Source organism: Buttiauxella sp. BIGb0471, from assembly GCF_024807715.1.
GTDB classification, from domain to species: domain Bacteria; phylum Pseudomonadota; class Gammaproteobacteria; order Enterobacterales; family Enterobacteriaceae; genus Buttiauxella; species Buttiauxella agrestis.
Genome location: NZ_JANUEU010000001.1, coordinates 1,180,482 through 1,201,609, shown reverse-complemented (window position 1 = coordinate 1,201,609; position 21,128 = coordinate 1,180,482). Strand labels below are relative to the sequence as shown.

General features: G+C 47.9%; 18 protein-coding genes and 1 pseudogene. 7 read left to right on the top strand and 12 right to left on the bottom strand.

Annotated features, from left to right (window positions below; genetic code table 11):
• Window positions 1–91: 91 nt before the first annotated feature.
• Together M2371_RS05685 and M2371_RS05680 are read left to right on the top strand one after the other, a co-directional pair.
• Window positions 92–988, top strand: a complete 897-nt coding sequence (locus M2371_RS05685) for a LysR substrate-binding domain-containing protein (RefSeq protein WP_259267125.1) — start codon at window positions 92–94, stop codon at window positions 986–988.
• 288 nt (window positions 989–1,276) lie between these two features.
• On the top strand, window positions 1,277–2,128 hold the full coding sequence (locus tag M2371_RS05680) for an FKBP-type peptidyl-prolyl cis-trans isomerase N-terminal domain-containing protein (protein ID WP_259267124.1): 852 nt from the start codon (window positions 1,277–1,279) through the stop codon (window positions 2,126–2,128).
• Between the two features lie 114 nt (window positions 2,129–2,242).
• Here the strand turns inward: M2371_RS05680 and M2371_RS05675 are convergent, their stop codons facing one another.
• The 11 genes and pseudogenes from M2371_RS05675 to M2371_RS05625 all read right to left on the bottom strand — a co-directional run bounded on the left by M2371_RS05675 (window position 2,243) and on the right by M2371_RS05625 (window position 11,517).
• Entirely contained in the window at window positions 2,243–3,886 is a 1,644-nt protein-coding gene (locus tag M2371_RS05675; protein ID WP_259267123.1) for a PglL family O-oligosaccharyltransferase, read from the bottom strand.
• Between the two features lie 134 nt (window positions 3,887–4,020).
• A complete protein-coding gene (locus tag M2371_RS05670) occupies window positions 4,021–5,007 on the bottom strand; it encodes a fimbrial protein (protein ID WP_259267122.1) in 987 nt (328 codons plus the stop codon).
• A gap of 18 nt (window positions 5,008–5,025) precedes the next feature.
• Window positions 5,026–5,574, bottom strand: coding sequence for a fimbrial protein (locus tag M2371_RS05665; protein ID WP_259267121.1), 549 nt, complete (start codon window positions 5,572–5,574; stop codon window positions 5,026–5,028).
• Between the two features lie 17 nt (window positions 5,575–5,591).
• Window positions 5,592–6,107 (bottom strand): fimbrial protein, encoded by a 516-nt coding sequence (locus M2371_RS05660; protein ID WP_259267120.1) that lies wholly within the window; start codon window positions 6,105–6,107, stop codon window positions 5,592–5,594.
• A 10-nt stretch (window positions 6,108–6,117) separates the two neighbouring features.
• Window positions 6,118–6,705, bottom strand: a complete 588-nt coding sequence (locus tag M2371_RS05655; protein WP_259267119.1) for a fimbrial protein — start codon at window positions 6,703–6,705, stop codon at window positions 6,118–6,120.
• A complete protein-coding gene (locus M2371_RS05650; RefSeq protein ID WP_259267118.1) occupies window positions 6,698–7,303 on the bottom strand; it encodes a fimbrial protein in 606 nt (201 codons plus the stop codon). The genes M2371_RS05655 and M2371_RS05650 overlap by 8 nt, the downstream gene beginning before the upstream one ends.
• A 43-nt stretch (window positions 7,304–7,346) precedes the next feature.
• Entirely contained in the window at window positions 7,347–8,099 is a 753-nt protein-coding gene (locus M2371_RS05645) for a fimbria/pilus periplasmic chaperone (RefSeq protein ID WP_259267117.1), read from the bottom strand.
• Window positions 8,100–8,228: 129 nt separating this feature from the next.
• Window positions 8,229–8,840, bottom strand: a pseudogene (locus M2371_RS05640) (fimbria/pilus outer membrane usher protein); the annotation flags it as partial.
• A 286-nt stretch (window positions 8,841–9,126) separates the two neighbouring features.
• The gene (locus M2371_RS05635) at window positions 9,127–9,789 is read right to left on the bottom strand and encodes a cell envelope integrity TolA C-terminal domain-containing protein (protein ID WP_259267116.1); all 663 of its coding nucleotides are present in this window, start codon (window positions 9,787–9,789) and stop codon (window positions 9,127–9,129) included.
• Window positions 9,786–10,190: a hypothetical protein gene (locus M2371_RS05630; RefSeq protein WP_259267115.1), complete on the bottom strand. Its 405-nt coding sequence runs from the start codon at window positions 10,188–10,190 to the stop codon at window positions 9,786–9,788. The genes M2371_RS05635 and M2371_RS05630 overlap by 4 nt, the downstream gene beginning before the upstream one ends.
• 391 nt (window positions 10,191–10,581) lie before the next feature.
• Window positions 10,582–11,517, bottom strand: coding sequence for a LysR family transcriptional regulator (locus M2371_RS05625; RefSeq protein WP_259267114.1), 936 nt, complete (start codon window positions 11,515–11,517; stop codon window positions 10,582–10,584).
• A 97-nt stretch (window positions 11,518–11,614) separates the two neighbouring features.
• On the opposite strand from M2371_RS05625, the gene M2371_RS05620 reads away from it, so the two are divergent.
• Window positions 11,615–12,049, top strand: a complete 435-nt coding sequence (locus tag M2371_RS05620) for a DMT family transporter (RefSeq protein ID WP_259267113.1) — start codon at window positions 11,615–11,617, stop codon at window positions 12,047–12,049.
• A 9-nt stretch (window positions 12,050–12,058) separates the two neighbouring features.
• A complete protein-coding gene (locus M2371_RS05615) occupies window positions 12,059–12,550 on the top strand; it encodes a DMT family transporter (protein ID WP_172894269.1) in 492 nt (163 codons plus the stop codon).
• Window positions 12,551–12,639: 89 nt separating this feature from the next.
• Here M2371_RS05615 and M2371_RS05610 read toward each other — a convergent pair whose 3' ends face one another.
• Window positions 12,640–13,164, bottom strand: coding sequence for a lipocalin family protein (locus M2371_RS05610; RefSeq protein ID WP_034495371.1), 525 nt, complete (start codon window positions 13,162–13,164; stop codon window positions 12,640–12,642).
• A 118-nt stretch (window positions 13,165–13,282) separates the two neighbouring features.
• On the opposite strand from M2371_RS05610, the gene M2371_RS05605 reads away from it, so the two are divergent.
• From M2371_RS05605 to M2371_RS05595, 3 genes are all read left to right on the top strand, one after another.
• Window positions 13,283–14,011 (top strand): MerR family transcriptional regulator, encoded by a 729-nt coding sequence (locus tag M2371_RS05605; RefSeq protein ID WP_259267112.1) that lies wholly within the window; start codon window positions 13,283–13,285, stop codon window positions 14,009–14,011.
• 89 nt (window positions 14,012–14,100) lie between these two features.
• A complete protein-coding gene (locus M2371_RS05600) occupies window positions 14,101–15,060 on the top strand; it encodes a DUF523 and DUF1722 domain-containing protein (protein WP_259267111.1) in 960 nt (319 codons plus the stop codon).
• A 738-nt stretch (window positions 15,061–15,798) separates the two neighbouring features.
• Window positions 15,799–21,123 carry a peroxidase family protein gene (locus M2371_RS05595; RefSeq protein ID WP_259267110.1) on the top strand — a complete coding sequence of 1,775 codons (5,325 nt, stop codon included), beginning with the start codon at window positions 15,799–15,801 and terminating at the stop codon, window positions 21,121–21,123.
• Window positions 21,124–21,128 lie beyond the last annotated feature (5 nt).

Below are 21,128 nucleotides of genomic sequence, written 5' to 3'. Positions count from 1 at the left end.
GTTGACTGGATTTAGTTTGGATGCAAAGTACGATAAGCTCAAATATATAGATTTTACTGATTAATCATTTTTAATGATTAATGGAGTGGTTATGGATTTACGTCACCTGAAGTATTTTTTAGCCGTCGCCGAAGAGCGGCATTTTGGCCGGGCGGCGCAACGGCTCAACATTGTTCAACCTGCTTTAAGTATGCAGATTAAAGCCCTTGAAGCTGAGTTGGGCGGCCCGTTATTCATTCGTACCAGCCGCCACGTTGAACTCACCGAAGCCGGGAAACTTTTGCAGGTTGAGGCCACGCGCACACTCGAACAAGTGGAACATACCCGCCTCGCGGTTGAGCGCGCCATGCGTGGAGAAACGGGCAGGGTGCGGATAGGGTTTGCCGGCAATGCGGTCTTCAGTGGGCGATTGATGCAGGACATACGCTCATTTCATCAGGTTTATCCAGATGCTGAATTGATTTGCCAGGAACTTGCGCCGCAGTTGCAACATGAAGCCATTCAGAACGGGACTCTGGATGTGGGTTATATGCCGGATTACTATCCGGAGCATGATTCAGCCCTTGTCTATGAATGCGTGGGGGAATGGTCAAGAGTTGTGGTGATGGCAAGCGATCATAGACTCGCCGATAAAGAGCGCCTGACAATAGACATGCTGGCCCATGAGCCGATGATTGTGTACTCAATTAATGATGTGGATTCGCAACTGGATACTCAGTTACAAAGGCTACTTGGCGATTCCCTGAACATTGCCTGGCGTATTTCCAGTTCACTGAGCGTCCTCGCCATGGCTGGTGCCGGGCTGGGTATTGCTTTGGTTCCCGCGCCGTTAGCTCAGGTGGCCATCCCCGGTGTCGTTTATCGGGTGCTTGATTCGAAGGAGTTGTCAGCAAATCTGATGATGGTCAGTCGGAAAGACGAACCCAGCGCCGCGGTAATGGCTTACCTGAATCACAGCCGTCAATACGGTTGTCGCGCTGGAGAATGAAATATCAGAGGTATTAGTCACCAGGGGAATGAGGCGGATTAATAAATGGATTCCGTCTTACCTTCATTATTTTCCTATCCTTAACATTTTCAGTCTTAAATAGGACTGTTTAATGTTTTGAAAACGATAAAGTTTAAATGATGATGCTTTAACCTTGCCTTATCGGCGTGATTTTTTTGACAGATGACCCAAATGAAATGTAACTCACTTTTATATTTAACTCTCATGACATGTTTATATTCGCAAACACAGGCATGGGCTGATTCTCCTCCTCCATCATCTGTGAATGTGGATGTACCCGCTAAACCCGAGGTTGCGGACGCGAAGCCTGAAGACACCACGAAAATAACGCCGCCAGCCGCAACAGTCCCACCGGCCAACGAGGCCAACGCAGCAGTGCCTGAAGAAAATAAAAATTCTGCCCCTGAGTCGACGTCGCTGCCGGTGATCCCAGCTGAAACGGTGAGTGAAGAAACACCGACGGAGGCGGCCAAAGAGAGCGCACCAGTATTTAAACTCGACAGCGAAGAACAAAAACGTGCCTACGCTTCCGGCGTGGGCATGGCAAAAAATATTGAAGATCAGATAGCTGCACAGAAATTACTACATATCACGCTGGATAAAGACATTCTGGTGGCCGGGATGATGGACGCCTTTAACCATCAGCAGAAAATGAGCGATAACGATGTGCATAACACTTTGTCAGTGTTTGACGAGCAAATTAAGGTTCTGACGGCGGCTCAAAATGATAAACGTCTGGCTACCAGTAATACGTATATCGCTAATTTCTCGCAACGCGAGGGCGCTAAAAAGTCGCAGAAAGGGTTCTATTACATTGTGGAGAGCAAGGGCGAGGGGAGTAATATTACTGATGACTCGACGGTGGCGATTCGTTTTAAAGGAACGCTGATTGACGGCACCGTGGTTGATGAGCCTTCGGTGCAAAACGCTAACCAGATTTTCCGCGTTAAAAATATGATGCCTGCATTACGTGACACCGTTAAATTACTGCATGCAGGCGGAAAAATTCAGGTACTGATCCCGCCTTCGCTGGTTGAGGGCACCGTCAGACTGGAACATCCCGTACCGGTGAACTCTCTGCTGATTTACAGCATGGAGGTTGTTGATGTAAATGACTAACCTAAATCGGGTTTGAAATACTTACAGATACAATAGAGCTTTTAACAAAAAAGATGGGTTGGTGAGTCCAACCCATCTTTTTTTATAGTATAAAATGCGCGCTCAGTACTCTTCTCACTGGGTCATTTGAGTGGTGTTATCTTCAGCGTTTGTGGATGGGAAAAGTTTGTCATACGTTGATTGCAATTGAATTAACTCAGCTGTTCTTCCCTGATACTTAAGGATTTGCATCATACTTTTGTAGATATTCTTATCATTATGTTTACTCGTCCATTTTTCTGCTCGGCGCATAAACTCATCAAGATTAGCCGGGTCAGCTGAGAAATTGTAGGCGATGAGCAGGGAGACCATGCTGTCAAATTCCACACGATTTTGTTGAATTGAAAAATACCACGGTATAGAAGTCGGGAAGTTTACAAAGTTATCACGCTCAGTCTTTGTGAGTTGATTGTTCGAATAAAGGCCTGCCGCAGATGCACAGACAAATAATATACCGATGGCAGAATAGCCATATTTTCTCCACGCTGTCATTTCATGTCCATGAGATGACGACGCCACTGTGTCAACAACACCGATGCGAAGTAGAACAATAAATAATATGAAATGCACATATGATTGATAGAATGGATATTCCAGGCATAAATGTGCAAGTAATGGCAAAACCAGAAGAGCATATGAATATTCGGTACGGCCCATTTTTGATGCGCGGATGACGATCACTATCCACCCGGCAAGCAATATTAATATTCCACTTAGCGCAATTATTCCCCCCTGGAACCAGGCATATAACAGTTCATTATGGGGGTGGGTGACAACTTCAGAATATGTGAAGGAAGATTGCGGGTGCATCAGTACCCAGCGGCTAAACGCATACTCGAAATTACCATATCCCCAACCAGACCAGGGCTTTTGAAGTATCATCTGGAATGTTGTCGTCAAAATTCCCCAGCGAGCGTGGGTGGAAGAATCATAATCACGGGCTAAAAGATAACTATTATTACCGAGCGTAATATGAACGTGTTCTTTTATATACCACGCAACCAGTGAGGTTAATAATAAAACAATGAATGCTGTGAAAATCTGGAATGATTTATCTTTACGATGAAGCAGGGAAATAATAGCAAGTGTAACAATCTCACCGATTAACCCAGCACGAGATTGATTGATAACAAGAATGAAAGATAACAGCCCAAGCCCAAGAAGATATAAATATCGATAAGCGCGGCGTGTTTCTGACAGATAAATAATGAACCCGCAACCTATACCTGAGGCAATAAAGCTGGCAAAGAGATTAACTTGCTGAAAACTACCATAAGGTCTTCCGCTGTTAATCAGCCAGTTATACTCCATTACCTCCTTTGCCATCATGGGGGAAAATGTCTGAATAATCCCCAGTGCCATCTGGCAAAGCGATGCGAAAAATATTACTTTTAAAATATAATTCTTATGCTTCGGCGTTAAACGCACACTGACAAGTATATACCAGATAATCATTCCGAATAAGAGTACGCAGGCTCCGGAGTTAATCCCGCTATATAAAATCCATGGGAGAAACAATAACCCTGCGCCGATTAATATCAGAGGCGTGCTTAGGGGGCTATCTGCTAAAATCCTCTGGCGCCAGGCTATGCATAATACAGTGATGCCTGCCCAAAAAATTATAATGTTATTATAAGGTAATTCAAATCCCTTTCCGCCCGAGTTGGGCACGTAGATACAAAAGGAACACAAGGCAATTAATATAATAAATTTTAGCATTTAGCTATTTTCCGGGAATAATTTGCGGTTATATAAGTTATATGTGAGGTGATTTAAATGCGATATGTAGAAATATGCAGCGTTCATAACCATGAAGGGTATTCATGATTATGAAAAATTAATTTTAACGAATATTATTGTTGAGTCATAATCAACGTGGCGCTTGCGGTAAACTCTCCGGTAGGCACTTCACCTATGCTCACTGCAGGGTCACGCACAATCTCAAAAGCCAGGTCTAAAGTATTGGAACCTTCTAAGAAACTCACCGGCACGATATCTGTGGGTGCTAATACTTCACTGTTATAGATAATACTAACCCCAAGGCCATTGGAACTCGACTTCACGACTTCCTTACCGTTTACCGTGAGCGGGGTGTAAGCCAGTTGCATATTCACATCCACAGTCCCACCGGTGCAACTGACGGGTATCTGTTTGTTTTGAAGTGTACCGTTACCCGGGCTTGTACCAATAAGGGCACGGTCAACAGAGCCCAGTGAGACGTTCAGGTCAGAACTGTTATTTATTGTGCAGAATGTTGGCGCCGGGGGTGGAGTGGGCGGAAGGGGGGGAACATCCGTGCAAGCACCTTCGGCGGCAGGAAGTGAATATTCGAGATTAGTATCAGTATTACGGAGTACAAAACAAGTCCATCCATGAGTTAAAGTAGTAGGAAGATGGATAGGTGTTAGGGCGTCAACTCCAGCTAATTTCAATTTATTAAGTGGCGTTACCGTATCAAATTCAGTTTGTTTTCCGCTTTTAAGTTCTGCACTCCCAGAATAAGGTCCCCTTAATCCCATTGCATTCTCATTGACATATGTCACTATTGAATAGTGACCGGGTGTTGGAAAGTAAACTGTGCCCACTATAGTGACTGTACAGTTATAACCCCTATTCTGTGCTAACATCGGATCCTGAGTAGCAAATGCGACTGCTGGTATCTCTCCACCGTTTACGTTAGGGCATGCCATGCCGTACCATCCGTTATTGGCGGTAACGCCGTAAAGGTTGGGAATCTGATTATTCGCTTCGCTGCGATTTGAAAAAAGCAATGCGCTACAAAAAAACAGAGATGCAATAACCTTAATATTTCGCTGATATCGATGAGTTTGTTCTGGCATGTTATGTTCCTCGCTATATTAAGGGTAAGCTATTTCAAATGTGGCGATGGCGGTGAATGTTCCCGGCACGATATTCTGGTTCGCAATGGCATCAGGTTCACCTTCAACATAAGCCATAAAAGTAATACTTGTCGTGCCTGCCTCTAATGCGAGAGGTTTTGTCGCTTCGTTGAAGGGTATTGGAATGCCGGCTTGATCTTCCATTCCAATAGCAATCCCCGTTGCTGTCCCTGTCACTGCCAGTAAACCGGGAAGATTTGTGCTCTCGCTCCCGGTAAAAGTCATGGTGACGCTGTTAGCGAGCGCGATATCGCAGTTAATTAGATTGATGGTGAACGGTATAGCGGGAGTCCGGCCATATAAATACAGTGACTTTTGTACCACCGATCTAAAATCCACCTCGAAATCTGTTGTGGCCGGATCAAGCTCACATGGCTCGCTGACTAAAGTGCCCCCGAACTTCAGATTGTCATCGACTGCATGGGCAGAGAATGCTGTCGTGAAAACGAGAATGACACAGGCTAATCCTGTGTAAATAAAATGTATTAAACTCCGACTGTCATTCATTCGTATTATGTCCCATATTACTGATAATCAGCAGTCAGCGTTGCTGTGGCTGTAAAAGTTTGTTCTGTCAGATCTTTTGACGGATCTTTTACTGGCACCGCTTTTAGCGTAAACGATGAAGCTTCTCCTAATGTCGTCGACAATGCTTCATTCAGTACCATTGGTTTATCATTCAATTGTATTTGTATCCCCAGGCCATCAGCATTTGTTGTCACTGCGGCATCATCAAAACTCTCCTGAATACCTGTTATTTTCAGAGAGAGTGGGGTGCTATCAGCCACGCCGTTACAATCGATTGAGAAGGGGATAGTGCGTATATATGCTATGCCATCAACTTTATTTACTCCTACGTTGCCAAATGGGATCTCCATGACTTCATTGTTATTGATTGTGCATGGGGAAGAAACGTTAAAGGTTCCTTTAAAATTAACGTTTATCTGATCTCCCGTTTGGGCAGCAAAACTATTGGGCACCGTTCCCATAATCAACAGGCTGATAATTGAGAGGGCAATTCGGATATTCACTTTTCTCATCTCTAATTTCTCAATTAAATGCCATGATTAATGTACCGGATGCGCTAAAAGTATCACCATTCTTAACATCCTCAGTATTATCAGTACTGAGCTGAACGAGTTGAGCCTCAAGTGCAGGAGGGGCGCTTTGATTAATATCAAACCATTCCCCCATAGATTGGGCTTCACCGTTAACCAAAAGCTGTATACCTATGAGATTACTTGTCGTGCTGAGTACTTGTGTACCACCATGTGTGACATAAGTACCGCTCGCAGAGTTAAATCTCATTTGCAGTAAACCTGCAGAATCGCCAGTACAAGTGAATTCAGTTGCCAGGGGTTTTACGTAATCCCCATCAAGCTCAACGGTATTATTACTGGCACCTTTTAATTTAACTTGTAAAAAATCTATGGTAACGGTTCCTCCCTGATTGAATACACAAGAGCCATTAGCCATAACGGTGCCAGTCATATTGATATTGAGCTCATATTTACTGCCAGGATCTGCGTGAACTGCTGTGCAGGGGGATAATAACAATCCTGCAGTGGTCAGAAATAGACTCAAGACGCGCAAGAACCGTTGCCCGAGAATATTAATTATCGTGTTACCCTTAGTCATAATTCACCTGAAAATCTGCGACAGCTCTGAATTGACCTGTCGTTAATGGCCCGGATGTGCGGACGAGCGAGATTTTATAGACAAGTTCATCATTTGATACAGAAACAAATTGTGGTTCCCCTCGCATACCCGGGGAAACTTGTCGGCCTAAACCATCTCGTAATAACAGCCCCACACCACTTACACCGGTGACAGCAAAGAGAGAAGGTCTATCGGCATCTGCATGAGCTAAAAAACTGACGGTGAGACTGGGTTGGATCGTGTCCCAAGAACGGGTGCCTGTGTAACGGTTTATCTGGTTACTTCCCGTTTGCTTACAGTTGTGTAGGCGCAGGACAAATGTCACTGCCCGTCCTTCATCTCCCGAATTCAGTAGTTCACCCCGGGAATAATTGCCCAACATGACATCCTGGAATGTTGAACCCATGTCTAAGTCACATGCTCCACTCACAAGCTGACCATGAACATGTAATTCACCTTGCTCGCCTTCAGTTGCAAAAGCTTGCTGCTTCAGTGTCACACCCGCCAATAGGGTCAAAATGACTATTTTTATAAATTTATGGCCAAAACATTGGCGCTGCGCATTCTGAATGTTCATATCGTTCTCCGTGGGCTTACTTCAGAATATTTCCTGTTTGCTATCAGCCGGCCTTTACACTTTCAACAGAACAGGTCGAACCGCTACATTTGAAAATCAGTTTTGGTCTTCCGCCAAAATCATTTATGAACGTCAGGACAGGTTTTGCTCCCAAAGAGGATGCACTACCGCCCAGAGAGATATTACTTTTAGGACTCACCATGACACTCTTAAATCCGGCGACATCTTTCCCTTTTTCTGCCGTAGATGCCCCTACAATAGTGATGAAATAGGGTGTTGGGTTCGTTATTTGATAACTATCCCCCTGGCGAGTTAAGGTTATTTTTTTGGCTGGTTCATTTTCAGCTCCCTGGCCGAGGGCCAGTGCGGCAGGTCGATAAAACATTTTTACGCGCGTCTGCAATGCGAGTTGTAAAGTATTAGGCTTACTGCTTTTCGGTGGTATTTCGCGGGTATTAAAATAAAACAGAGATTCGCGATCTTGCGGAAGGGATGCCGTATCACTTCTTGTTTGAATTTTGACTTGTCCTTTTGCTTCCGCTTCTACACGTTGTAACGGAGGCAGTGCCATCATAGGGGACTCTATTTTTTTCCCTTCTGCGTTTTCAATCCATGACTGAGCCAGGTAAGGTAATGTTTTATTTTGGTTACTTATAGTGACAGACATGGAGTCTTTACTGCCATCAAAAATGATTCGTGTGCGATCTAACGCTATTGCTGCATTAGCTTGCTGCACGAGCAGTGCGAATGCAGTAACACATAAAACAGTGGTGATTTTTTTCGCTTGAATTTTCATATTTGATTCGTTCTTCTCTATAAGAGTGATTAAGGATATGGAGTGGAGTGATTAACGTAGATTTTCAGTAAGTTTGAGTGGGCAGAATAATAGGGAAGTCCCTGTATTATTCTGCCCGTTATTTCGCTTTTACTCTTTCGCGTGTTCTTGTTCGCTTGTTTTTAGCAATCTGCATGGCAGTAAAATATTTTTATCTAAGGATGGTAAAGATGGCGGTAAATCAACACGACATTCTGCGCCATCATTCCAACTGACATCCATCGATTCCTTAGGTTGAATACCCGATAACCATACAGTGCCATCATCTCCAACGATTCCGGTCTGAATCCCGCTTGCATTGCGAACCTCAGCGCCAAATGGAGGAGAACTACCGTCAGCAAGCTTAATCACAGCCATTGCTTTCTGCCCGGCCAAAATACCAAATTTGCGATAACCGATTGCACCTTCAGTCAACGTCGCTTGTACCACTGAGCGGGTTGCATCGACGTTTTCTGGCAAAGCTTCAAGATCAACATTCAGGCTATTACGATAATAATTACTAATGTCACTGACTACTGCTTTGCCAAACATATTGGTATGAGTGACACTTCCATTTCCCCGAACCGGGACACCACTAACACCATCGGTGTCCAGCATCATTCGCGTTCCACCAAGAGCGTTGATACGATGTAAAGCAACTCCGTGCGTTGTGGCAGTGATTCCGCCTTGCAGCGACAGGCCGAAGGCGCGGTAATTAAGCTCGGCTAATCCCTTCCGGGGTTGCTGTTATTATATATACTCTTATTGTTTTATTCTGTTTATTACTTCTCTTATTGCTACTTTCTCTTATTGTCACCTCTGATTTGTTAATTGTTCAATGAAGGACTTCATTTGTTTTAAGCCCTCCGCAGGAGAGCCAATGCGGCTTGAGCTGACAAATAACAATTACTATATAATATTAAAAGAAAAGAGAGTCTCCACAGAAGTGAAGACCCGTAACAAAATTAATAAAAGAAGAATCAGAGATTCACTTTATCAAAGTCTGTTTCTAGAAACTAAAATCAACAGGTGTATTTCTGAATGCTTTATACTGACTGTTGTTCATTGGGCTAAACTTAATGTATTTGATTCGGCTTAAAACATAAGAGCATGCATCCTTATCACCAGACTCAACTTTTGTAGACAACACATTTCCGTTTTGAGCGAACCATATATTTATAGAGCACTTTTGCCCCGTTAAACTGGACGCTCCTTCATTAATGCGGCCAAGTGCATTGCGTATCTCTGTGCCATAACTTTGAATATCCTGTCTTTCTTTTATTTCTTCTGGTGATAAAGATTTCACTTCAGTTGATTTGCTTTCATCATTTGTTTGAGATGGTTTCTTTCCGGCATTGCAACCCATGCGATATGCCTGAGCGATTTCAATATACTCAGCGCGTCCCATTCCATCTAATGTATCTGCTTGCTCCCTGAATTGCCGTATTTTTCTTTCGCATACGGAGTTTCGACCTTGCATAGATTCTTTGGCTCCATTGAGGCACATTTCATAAACTACATTTGGGTCAGCTATTCGGGATGCGCTGGCATATGAGTTACATGTTGCGCTTACTCTCATTTGCATCTGTGATGGAGTTATCGCCATTGACGAATTTGAAAACAGCAAACCAGATGCAGATAGAATCAAGGGAAGGGTGATTAACATTTTCATTGAGCACCTTCCTGTAAAATGCACTCAATTCCCATCGCATCACCACCCCAGAGAACTAGGGTTGGCGCACCACCTGAAACACCCTGAGTACTCATATCCAGTGCGAGGATGTAAAAGTTATCCTTACCAACATCAAACTCGTAGTTAACAAGTGGACTGCCGCTTGTCTGATAAACAGACTGCTGAATATCCTGAATGCGCTTCTGAGAAATCAGTTTGCCATGATGGAATAGTTTTATTGTGCCAGCATCTTTTTTGTAGCTCAGAAATCCACTGTCAGCACTTCCGGTGACGTGTCGTTCAATACTCCAGCCATCACGACACACGATGTTGTCAGCCATCGCCAGAGCAGGAGCAATCAGGCATGCAGTTGCAGTCAAAGTCAGTATCAGTCGTTTCATTTAAATCAGGTCCTGAAGAAAAACAACAGGACGACCAGTAGTTCAGATAAAAGGCCGCAAGACATTTCAGCCGTTATGCGAACCAAGCGACAATTGAACGAACATGTTATGCATGGTAAAGACTAACCACAAAGTCACTGGATTCTGCCTTAGCTTATCTTGGTGCGCATAATGTATATTATGTTAAATCAAATATCAGAATACAAACCCGATACCATCTCAGAACTCACCAGGCTAACTCACCTCACCCTTTGCCAGATTCCCATGCCATCACCCTTGGTTAACAAACGGAACTGAAATAGCTGACCGGCAGCCGTCCACAGTTCCGTATTGCTTACTAAAAACTTATGATGAGTAATCGGATTTTACTTCGCTTTCTATATAACTATTATCAATCAAGCTGCCAGTAAAGCGGCGTGCCGTAAACTTCCACAAAGTAATCAATGAACGCCCGTACGTTTAATGGCGGTCGTCGCGCGTTGGGATAAATGGCGGCGATATGCTGCGGCTCTGTATTAATTGCCGCTTCGAATCCCTCCATGACTCTGACAAGATCACCATTTTTAAGACTGTCGCCAATGAGCCAGTCCGGGAAAAGAACCAATCCCATACCACCCAGCGCGCTGGTCAGTAAAGATTCCGCATTATTGGATGTCAGTAACCCGGTTACCGGATAATGAGTCCAACCGCCGCCTTGCTCCCTGAATAGCCAACGGTTTGGCCCTGCTGATCCTTTATAAACCAGACATTTATGATAAATGAGATCGGCTGGGAGCTCCGGCTCTCCATACTTTGCTATATAGCATGGGGAAGCTGCCAGATGATAATGCTGGGTTCCAAATATGCGGGCATGGAAAGAGGAATCCGTCAGTGTACCAATTCTGAAAATCACGTCTGCCGCATCCCTGTGTGGATCGATATAGTTATCAGTCTGCGTCAGTTCAATCAGCAACCTCGGATAGCGGGCTGAAAGTTCAGTAAGCCATGGAGCAATATGTCGCTGGCCAAAAAATACCGGTGCATTGACTCGTATCAGCCCTGCGGGCTCGAGGGATCGGTCCAGCAGCGCCTTACGCGCTTCACTCAACTGGTCAGTCATAGTGCGGGCATAGTCAATAAATAGCCGACCCGCTTCAGTGGGGATCACTGCTCGGGTATTACGATAAAAAAGCTGCTGCCCAAGCGTGTCCTCAAGTTGCAGGATCACCCGCGAAATCATTGACGCTGAGACCCCTTCTCGCCTTGCGACAGCTGAAAAACTCTGTTCGTCAAACACACCGATGAAAAACATCAGCGTGCGGAAATTAATGGCACTCGGATCGTACATTATCGCGATTCCTGCAAAGGTGTTTCCTGAATTATACCGTTTTTCATTATCCCCCGCTGTTATAGGATCCTGCACCTAAGCCACTGGAGAGTGTTATATGCAGCTTTTATTTATATTTCTCGTCGTTGCCGGCGGGATGGGGTTATCCGTTGAAGCGGGTTTATTAGGGCCGCTGGGCGGCGAGGTCGGCGACTTATGGGCCACTTTCAGCATTTTCGGAGTCGGCGCGGCGCTGACATTCTTGCTGATGTTGTTCTTTAGCCCACGAAACAGCCCTTCATTCTTTACTCAACCCTCATGGACTTTGTTGGGCGGAATTTTGGGCCCGGTATACGTCGTCATCCTGACCGTTGCGGTTCCCATTATCGGGATTGCAATGACGATGATTGGCATTCTGGCAGGACAAGTCTTCAAGAGCCTGGTCATTGACCACTACGGCTTGTTCGGCGCGGCGCATCGCAAAATTGACAGTAAACGAATTATTGCGCTGATTTTTATTGTTGCTGCGTTGTTTCTTGTGGCAAAAGGCTGAGGTCAACCTGTGAATATATTAATGATTTTTCTGGCAGTTATCGGGGGGGCGGTCCTTAGCATGCAGGCTGCCATTAATGGAAAGTTAGGCAGCAACGTTGGCGTGTTCCGCAGTGCGTTTTTGACTTTCTCCGTTGGGGCACTGGTCACCGCCCTGCTTATTTTCTTCTTCGAACCAAAGCATGCCATCACCTTGTTGGATGTGCCGAAATGGCAGTTGCTTGGCGCACTTTGTGGTGTTCCTTATATCGTCATTATGGTGCTGGCTGTTCAGCGTATTGGTGCGGCTGTTGCAACGGTTGCGGTTATCTTAGGTCAACTGACAATGAGTATGCTTATTGATAATTTTGGCTGGTTAGGTAATGAGGTCATTCACTTCTCCGCGACACGCCTTGGCGCTGTGGTCTGCCTGGGAATTGCACTTTGCTTCATCTATTCCAGTAATAAAGCTAATGTCGCGGCGACAGAAAAAAATACCGGTCAGGTGTCAGAGCAAGGCTAAACGCAGATTAGATACACGCGCATTCTGCCAGTAATAATGACCGGGTTCGATTCAGGCATCTTTCGCCGGACAGAACCCGGGGCAATGACTTACTGCTTCACCCACACGAGCTGCTCGACTTTGAATCCCAGATTGCGCGCAGTGTTCAGATAATCCTGCTTCACAGCATCCGGAATGGTTGGCGTTCGGGACAAAATCCACAAATAGTCACGGTTCGGACCGCTAACCAGCGCGTACTGGTAATCATCATCCAGCTTGATCACGTTATAGCCGCCATAAAACGGCCCGAAGAATGACACCTTCAGCGCGGCAGTCGTTGGTGCGCCAGTGAACGAAGCTTTCCCTTCACTCTCATTCCATTTGTTTTTAATCGGATCATATCCACGATTGAGCACGCTAATAGCGCCGTCGCTGCGCTTGCCATAAGTAGCAGTGACCTGCTCAAGGCCACGTTCGAAACGGTTTTCAAGGCGAGCGATTTCATACCATTTGCCAAGATAACGGCTGGCATCAAACCCAGTAATAGGCTCAACTCCTTTCGGCGGCGTGGGAGATTTACAAGCAACCAGGGTCAGTGCGATAGCGACTCCGGTCACAACAGGCCATAGCTTCATTGGAACTCCTTTCATCTACGCGGTTGGAAATAAAGTGTAGTGCAAACATCCTGCGCTACATTCAGCCGGGTAATATTCGTAGTATATTGAGAATATTCTCTGTTATCAGGTGAGACTTATGCCCTATTCCATCGGTGAATTTGCCCGTCTTTGCGGGATAAACGCCACCACCCTCCGCGCCTGGCAACGTCGTTATGGCCTGATCAAGCCGATGCGCACCGATGGCGGACACCGTCTTTATAGCGATGATGATGTTGAGCAGGCGCTAAAAATTCTCGACTGGGTGAAAAAAGGCGTTCCGGTCAGCCAGGTTAAACCCTTGCTGGCAAGGCCTGAAACACGTCAGACAAACAACTGGCTCAGTCTTCAGGAGAGCATGTTGCAGCGGCTGAAAGAGGGAAAAATCGAGTCTCTGCGTCAACAGATTTACGACTCGGGCCGCGAATATCCGCGCCCGGAGTTGGTCACGGAACTCCTGCGTCCATTGCGAAGTAAAGTCTCCGCCAACATTCCCGCGATAATGACTCTGCGCGAAATCCTCGACGGCATCATCATCTCCTACACCTCATTTTGCCTCGAAGGTGATAAAAAAGCGCCGGGCGATAATTACTTAATCACCGGTTGGTACCTTACCGACCCTTGCGAAATCTGGCTTGAAGCGTTAAAGCGCACAGGGCAAGGACAGCGGATTGACGTGCTTCCCGTGCCGCCTGTCATGCTTGCCCCGGAGATCTTCCCGGATCGAAAATGGCTGCTGGTCACTAGCGGCAAACTGACCGCCACCCGCAAAAATCAGATTGAACTCTGGCAGCAGCAAGTCGCTTCGCTCGAGGTCATTGCGCTCTAAACTCCTTCCTCTAAACTTGTACAAACACTATTATTTGTCTAAGTTTTAATAATGTGATTACCACATTGTTCACAGGCAAGGTGAAATTCATGAGCACTAAACCAGTCATTGGGATCAGCGGATGCTTAACCGGCTCCGCAGTCAGGTTTGACGGCGGTCATAAGCGGATGGGCTTTGTGATGGATGGACTCGCGCAGTGGGTAAATTTCAAACCCATCTGCCCGGAGATGGCCATCGGCCTGCCCGTTCCGCGCCCGGCGCTACGTCTGGTACAGACCAGCGAAGGGGATTTGCGAATGCGCTTTAGCCATGCGCCTCACGATGAGGTTACGGACAAAATGACCGCTTTCGCAGACTCGTACCTTTCTTCACAAGGCGGTTTGTCTGGCTTTATCGTCTGCGCTAAGTCACCAAGTTGTGGTATGGAGCGCGTGCGGTTGTATGACGAAAAAGGCAATCGCGGGCGCAAGGAGGGAGTTGGCATCTTTACGCAAGCGCTACTGGAGAAATACCCGTGGCTGCCCGTTGAAGAGGATGGCCGTCTGCACGACCCGGTGCTGCGGGAAAATTTTGTCGAGCGCGTCTTCGCCTTGCATGAGCTGAATACCCTGCGGGAAAATGGCCTGACTCGCCGCGCGCTGCTGGACTTCCATAGTCGCTACAAACTTCAGTTGCTGGCGCATCATCAGCCAGGCTACCGGGAAATTGGCCCTTTCGTCGCCTCTTTGCACGAGTGGGAAAGCCTTGAGAGCTTCTTCGTGGAATATCGCGAAAAACTGATGGCGATCCTGAAAACGCCCGCGTCACGGAAAAATCACACTAACGTTCTGATGCATATTCAGGGTTACTTCCGTAATCAGCTAAATAGCCGCCAGCGCGGCGAATTACGGGATGTGATTCTGCATTACCGTGATGGACTGTTGCCACTCCTCGCTCCGCTGACCCTGTTGAAGCATTATCTGGGCGACTACCCGGATCGTTACCTGGAGACGCAAAACTACTTTTCACCCTATCCCGATAATTTATGCCTGCGTTTGATGGTTAACTGAACGTTAACCTTTTCGTTGCTATCGCCTAAATTGCTGAAATCCGAAAACGGTAATTTAGGCTTAAAGTTAAATAGTAACGTAAAGAAATGAAAATAAGCCCTCCTCTCTATAGCTAATGAGAACCCTTCTTATTTGTGAGTTTTATGCATTTGGCGCAATAAACTCACCCTGCCCCTCAATAGAACAATCCATATTTATCAGTCAGATAGTTCACAAAAAAATAATCCGCAGACCTATTTTATTTATCATTTACTCACTTTATATCGGCCTGGTACCTGATAAAAGTCCCGTTTTATGTATAAAGCATGACAAATTAGTTACAGATTTATTTTATTGGTAATAAAAAAGCATGAGAGAAGTAACACAAAGAAAAACCATAGTTAGGAACATAACCAGAGTGTCATGTGAGATAAACACCTCAGACAAATAAATAGCACGCTTATATTTAAAGCCCCTTGCCTTGAATGCATCTACACATTCAATGGGCTAAGGCCGCCTGTAAATGACCAACAATTATCTTTACGAGTGAAATTAAACTTATTCCGCTAAGGATTTACGCAAGGAGAATAACTCTAAAAAGGTAGTGCACAATTTAAATTAAATAAAAATGGACCTTGGTTGCTTTATTGCAACTCGATAATTTCTTTCAATACACACGGTTCATTCTCCTGCCTTTTTTGAAAATGACAGGAACGAGTGATGATAGCTAGTTCAAAGTAAAGATAGGGGTAATTATTTATGGCCTCACAATATGACTTTACTGTCACGCTGCACGATCTTGCTTTTATTCTCAAGCAGATAAAAATATCTGAAGCAGCGACAAACCCGGACGGCAGTATTAATGGCGATGCACTTCGTGATTTAGTTTCCAGCCCGTTACTTCCTTACGGGATACGTACCGTCGATGGCTCGTGGAATAACCTTCTGCCGGGCCAGGAACTCTACGGTGCCGCCGATCAAAATATGCCAAGGTTAACCGCATTAAACTGGCAAGATGCGGATGCGATGACCAGTTATACCCAGCTCGGTGGGATGGTTGTCGATGCAGACCCGCGAATTATCAGTAACTTAATATCGGATCAAACCGCGTCTAACCCGGCAGCGGTCGACGCGCATAACGGCCTGCAAGATGCCCCAGGAGGTGGAACGACATCGGCAAATGGCAGCTTGTCGATTCCTAACCTGTCGCCAGATGTCGGCCTTTCCCCTGCTTTTAACGGCTGGATGACGTTATTCGGGCAATTCTTTGACCATGGTCTGGATTTAATACCTAAGGAGGGAAACGGCATTGTATTTATTCCGTTGCAACCCGATGACCCCTTATATGTGGAAGGGTCAACGACCAACTTTATGGTATTAACCCGGGCAAAAGTAGATGCCAATCATGAAACGGTAAACCTCACTACCCCATTCATCGATCAAAACCAAACTTACACTTCCCACCCTTCACATCAAATATTCATTCGCGAATACGTCATGATCGATGGCAAGCCTGAACCCACCGGCAATTTATTAGGCGGTGCGAATGGCGGACTGGCGACCTGGGCCGATGTCAAAAACCAGGCTGAAACTCTGCTCGGTATCAAACTCACCGATCAGGATGTGTTCAATGTTCCGCTGTTGGCCACCGACCGTTACGGCAATTTAATCTTAAGTGACAACGGCAAAGTGCAGATTGTGACCACTGCTGGGCTAGTTGAAGCTAACGGTGATTTTTTACCTGCCGGAACGCTGCGCACCGGACACGCTTTCCTCGACGACATTGCCCATACCGCTGCACCAAAAGCCGGCCTGGTTGCCGATGACGATGATGTGATCGGTGGCGCTCAACCCGCTGGAACTTACGATGACGAATTACTCGATCGCCACTTCATCACCGGCGACGGACGCGGTAATGAAAACATCGGGCTAACCGCGGTACACGCCGTCTTCCACAGCGAACACAACCGCCTGGTGGAAGAGTACAAAACGACCCTACTGGAAACCGGTGATATCAGCCTAATCAATCAATGGCTGATGCCTTCGCACCAGATAACCGAACTGCCAGCCGATACCAGTACCCTGGTGTGGAACGGCGAATACTTATTCCAGGCGGGCCGCTTTACTACCGAAATGCAGTATCAACACCTGGTCTTCGAAGAGTTCGCCCGCACGGTGCAACCCGCAGTCGACCCGTTTGTCTTCTCCAACAGCGCGGATATCAACCCGCTAATCTTCGCTGAGTTCGCGCATGTGGTTTACCGTTTTGGCCACTCGATGCTGACAGAAACCGTCGCCCGTACCGATATTGATATGGAAAACGGCGATATCGGCCTGATTGAAGCGTTCCTCAATCCGGTCGCATTTAATGAAATTAACGGTGCCAACGTCACGGATGAGCAGGCAATCGGCGCGATTGTGCGAGGTATGACGCGTCAAGTCGGTAACGAAATTGATGAATTTATTACCGATGCCCTGCGTAACAACCTGATCGGACTGCCGCTGGATTTAGGTGCGCTGAACATTGCCCGTGGCCGTGATACGGCAATGCCGACGCTGAACCAGGCTCGCGAGCAGTTCTTTGAATTAAGCGGAAACAGTGAACTACGGCCTTATACCAGCTGGTCTGATTTTACGACTTACCTCAAAAACCCGGCGTCCATCATTAACTTTATGGCCGCCTATGGCCAACACGAGCTGATTCTGGCCGCCTCCACGATTGAAGGGAAACGCGATGCGGTGAATTTCCTACTGTTCGGCGATGGGGTTAACGCGCCGCCTGCCGACGCGCTTGATTTCTTCAACAGCACCGGCGCCTGGGCGACAAAAGAGAGCGGCCTGAATATGGTCGATTTCTGGATTGGCGGCCTTGCGGAGCGCAAAAACGAGTTTGGCGGCATGCTCGGTTCGACCTTCAACTTCGTCTTTGAAACGCAGATGGAAATGCTGCAAGACGGCGACCGTTTCTACTACCTGAGCCGTGTTCAAGGAATGAATATGCTCAATGAACTGGAAGCGAACTCGTTCTCCGCTCTGGTGATGCGTAACAGTGACCTGGGCGAAAACGGTTCCTCGCACCTGCCTGCTAACTTGTTCCAGACCCCGGATCACATTTTCGAAGTGAACCAGGCGCTGCAAACAGAAGTCGACCCGAAATGGGGAAATCCGCTCAAGGATTTGCTCACTCCGTTGATGACGCGGCGTGCGGCCACTCAGGATGTGGACGGCGATGGCGCGGCTGACGGCGCATATCTTAAATACACCGGAGATGGTCATGTGGTGCTCGGCGGTTCCGCCGGGAACGATACGCTAATTGGCGGTAAAGGTATCGACAGCCTGTGGGGCGACGGTGGCGACGACCGCCTTGATGGTGGCGACGAGGCTGATGTGGTCCACGGCGGTGACGGCGATGACATTATTACCGACACCGGAACACCAGTTGGTGATGCCGATTTCCTGCATGGTGATGCGGGTAATGACGTGATCTTCTCCGGGAACGGTAACGACCTGGTCTTCGGCGGCACCGGCAGTGATTTTGTGGTTGTCGGCGAAGATGCCCAGGAAGTGTTTGCTGGGCGGGACAATGACTTTGTGCTGGGCGGATCGGGCGCTGACGCCCTGCTTGGCAACGAAGGTGACGACTGGCTGGAAGGCGGTGACGGGTTTGACTCGTTAACGGGTGAAAACTCCGAACTGTTCTTCAACAGCACCATTGTCGGCCACGACGTGCTCAACGGCCAGGGTAACGATACGGACTACGATGGCGAAGCGGGCGACGACATCATGGTTCAGGGGGCGGGTATTCAGCGCAACAATGGCATGGCCGGTTTCGACTGGGCCATCCACAAAGGCGACCCGCACGGCGCTAACTCTGACCTCGGCATTCCGATTTTCGTCAACCAACAGGAGTTCATCCTGCGCGACCGTTTCGACCTGGTTGAAGGGTTATCGGGATGGAAATATAACGATGTGTTAGTTGGCACCGAACAACCTCTCGGAACCGCGCCGGTTCTGGGAACTCCCCTCTCTAATAATCTCACCCAGGAAGGTGCTGACAGGATCACCGGGCTTCAGGACATCCTCGGCGTTGCGCACTCCGCAGACCCTAACGCGGTGTTGTTAAACCCGGATGATGGCAGCGATATTTTACTCGGTGGCGGCGGGAGCGACCGCATTACCGGTAAAGCAGGCAATGACATTATTGATGGTGACGCGTGGTTGAACGTGCGCATCGCAGTCACGGGATTGCCGGGTATCACCAGTGTCGACAGCATGAACGAGCTGAAATCTTACATGCTGGCTGGCACCTTAAAACCCGACCAACTCGCGATCGTGCGTGAAATCTTGCATGAAGGTGATGGCACAGAAACTGACGTCGCGGTTTATCGCGATATCAGCAGCAACTATGTCTTTACCCGTATGCAGGACGGCAGCCTCAGAGTTGACCACGCCACACCGGATGCCGCATTGAATCTGGATGATGGTATCGACCGCTTGCTGAACATCGAAAAACTGGAGTTTGGCAGCGGTGAACAGCTCTGGGTCACGGCGCAACAGGCCACGGGCAATCTCTCCGTCAGTAGCGCAACGCCTCAGGTGGGCGATCTTCTGCGCGTCAACATTGCCGATTTGCATGATGGTAACGGGCTGGCCGCAGACGTCGCTATAACGCTGACCTGGCAGGCGCTGATTGGCGGTGAATGGCGGGATCAGTCCGTCGGCGAGGAGTTCAGAGTACCGGGCACGATTCAGGGTGCGCCAGTGCGCGTTGTCGCCACGTTCAACGACCGTATGGGTGATGCCGAAAGATTAGTTTCGGGCCAAACTCAGGCGGTTGTCCCACGCAATATGCCGACCACCGGGGCTCCGGTGATAAGCGACGCAACGCCGACCGAAAGCCTGGTGCTGACGGCGGTAGTCTCCGGTATCGCGGATGCTGATGGCTTGAGCGGCGGTAACTTTAGCTACCAATGGAGAATGAGCAACGGAACTGGTTTCACCAACATTGTCGGCGCTACCGCGGCAACTTACACCCCGACGCAGGCCATGGTGGGCAGAACCATACAGGTCGTTGTCACCGTCATTGATGATGAAGGCAACCCGCCTGTCGTTCTGACTTCGACGACAACTCAACCTGTTGGCGACCTCATCACGGGCACAAATACCGGTAACGTCCTCACCGGAACGGCGTGGAGCGACATTCTGCGCGGTGAAGGTGGCAACGACACCCTTAATGGCGGCGCGGGTGACGACCTGTTAGTCGGCGGAACCGGGAGTGACACCCTTTCCGGCGGCACAGGAAACGACACTCTGCAAGGTGATGCGGGTGACGACGACCTCGATGGTGGCCAGGGTGCCGACACCATGGCAGGCGGTGACGGCAACGACACCTACATCGTTGATAACGCGGGTGATATCGTCGTCGAGGCACTTAATGGCGGGACGGAAATCGTCGAAACCAGCCTCAATAGCTACACCATGACCGAAAACGTGGAGCAACTGGTCTTCACCGGCCAGGGCAATTTCGTCGGCATCGGGAATGCGACGGCCAACCTTATGACCGGTGGCAATGGTAACGACACGCTGTCTGGCATGGGAGGAAACGACCAACTGGTGGGGGGATCAGGAAATGACACCCTCGATGGCGGCGATGGTGTTGATAATCTGCAAGGCGGGATTGGCGATGACGTTCTCTTCGGCGGCGCGGGTGTGGATACCCTTTCCGGTGGCACAGGCAATGACAGACTCAATGGTCAGGCAGGCAATGACATCATGGACGGCGGCACCGGAAATGACATCTTCGCCTTTAGCGCAAGCTTCGGGCAAGACCGCATTAACGGGTTCGATAGCAATGCGACAGGCGGACAGGATTACCTCGATTTGAGTCTGCTGGGCATTACGTCGAGTACCTTCGCCAGCAACGTCGCGATTGGCGGCAGCGGTGGTAACACCACCGTTACCATCGGCGCGGATACCATTACTTTAGTCGGCGTTAACTCTACCACCGTCAATATTGGTGATTTTGTACTGGAAATACCGACACCGTTTGCCGCTAACAACGGCAATAACTCACTCATCGCGTAAGGGGA

Bases quoted from the DNA above. Each gene is read 5' to 3' on its own strand.
- M2371_RS05685 (WP_259267125.1), top strand. From the start codon at position 92: ATGGATTTACGTCACCTGAAGTATTTTTTAGCCGTCGCCGAAGAGCGG.
- M2371_RS05675 (WP_259267123.1), bottom strand. From the start codon at position 3,886: ATGCTAAAATTTATTATATTAATTGCCTTGTGTTCCTTTTGTATCTAC.
- M2371_RS05670 (WP_259267122.1), bottom strand. From the start codon at position 5,007: ATGCCAGAACAAACTCATCGATATCAGCGAAATATTAAGGTTATTGCA.
- M2371_RS05665 (WP_259267121.1), bottom strand. From the start codon at position 5,574: ATGAATGACAGTCGGAGTTTAATACATTTTATTTACACAGGATTAGCC.
- M2371_RS05660 (WP_259267120.1), bottom strand. From the start codon at position 6,107: ATGAGAAAAGTGAATATCCGAATTGCCCTCTCAATTATCAGCCTGTTG.
- M2371_RS05655 (WP_259267119.1), bottom strand. From the start codon at position 6,705: ATGACTAAGGGTAACACGATAATTAATATTCTCGGGCAACGGTTCTTG.
- M2371_RS05650 (WP_259267118.1), bottom strand. From the start codon at position 7,303: ATGAACATTCAGAATGCGCAGCGCCAATGTTTTGGCCATAAATTTATA.
- M2371_RS05645 (WP_259267117.1), bottom strand. From the start codon at position 8,099: ATGAAAATTCAAGCGAAAAAAATCACCACTGTTTTATGTGTTACTGCA.
- M2371_RS05635 (WP_259267116.1), bottom strand. From the start codon at position 9,789: ATGAAAATGTTAATCACCCTTCCCTTGATTCTATCTGCATCTGGTTTG.
- M2371_RS05630 (WP_259267115.1), bottom strand. From the start codon at position 10,190: ATGAAACGACTGATACTGACTTTGACTGCAACTGCATGCCTGATTGCT.
- M2371_RS05625 (WP_259267114.1), bottom strand. From the start codon at position 11,517: ATGTACGATCCGAGTGCCATTAATTTCCGCACGCTGATGTTTTTCATC.
- M2371_RS05620 (WP_259267113.1), top strand. From the start codon at position 11,615: ATGCAGCTTTTATTTATATTTCTCGTCGTTGCCGGCGGGATGGGGTTA.
- M2371_RS05610 (WP_034495371.1), bottom strand. From the start codon at position 13,164: ATGAAGCTATGGCCTGTTGTGACCGGAGTCGCTATCGCACTGACCCTG.
- M2371_RS05605 (WP_259267112.1), top strand. From the start codon at position 13,283: ATGCCCTATTCCATCGGTGAATTTGCCCGTCTTTGCGGGATAAACGCC.
- M2371_RS05600 (WP_259267111.1), top strand. From the start codon at position 14,101: ATGAGCACTAAACCAGTCATTGGGATCAGCGGATGCTTAACCGGCTCC.
- M2371_RS05595 (WP_259267110.1), top strand. From the start codon at position 15,799: ATGGCCTCACAATATGACTTTACTGTCACGCTGCACGATCTTGCTTTT.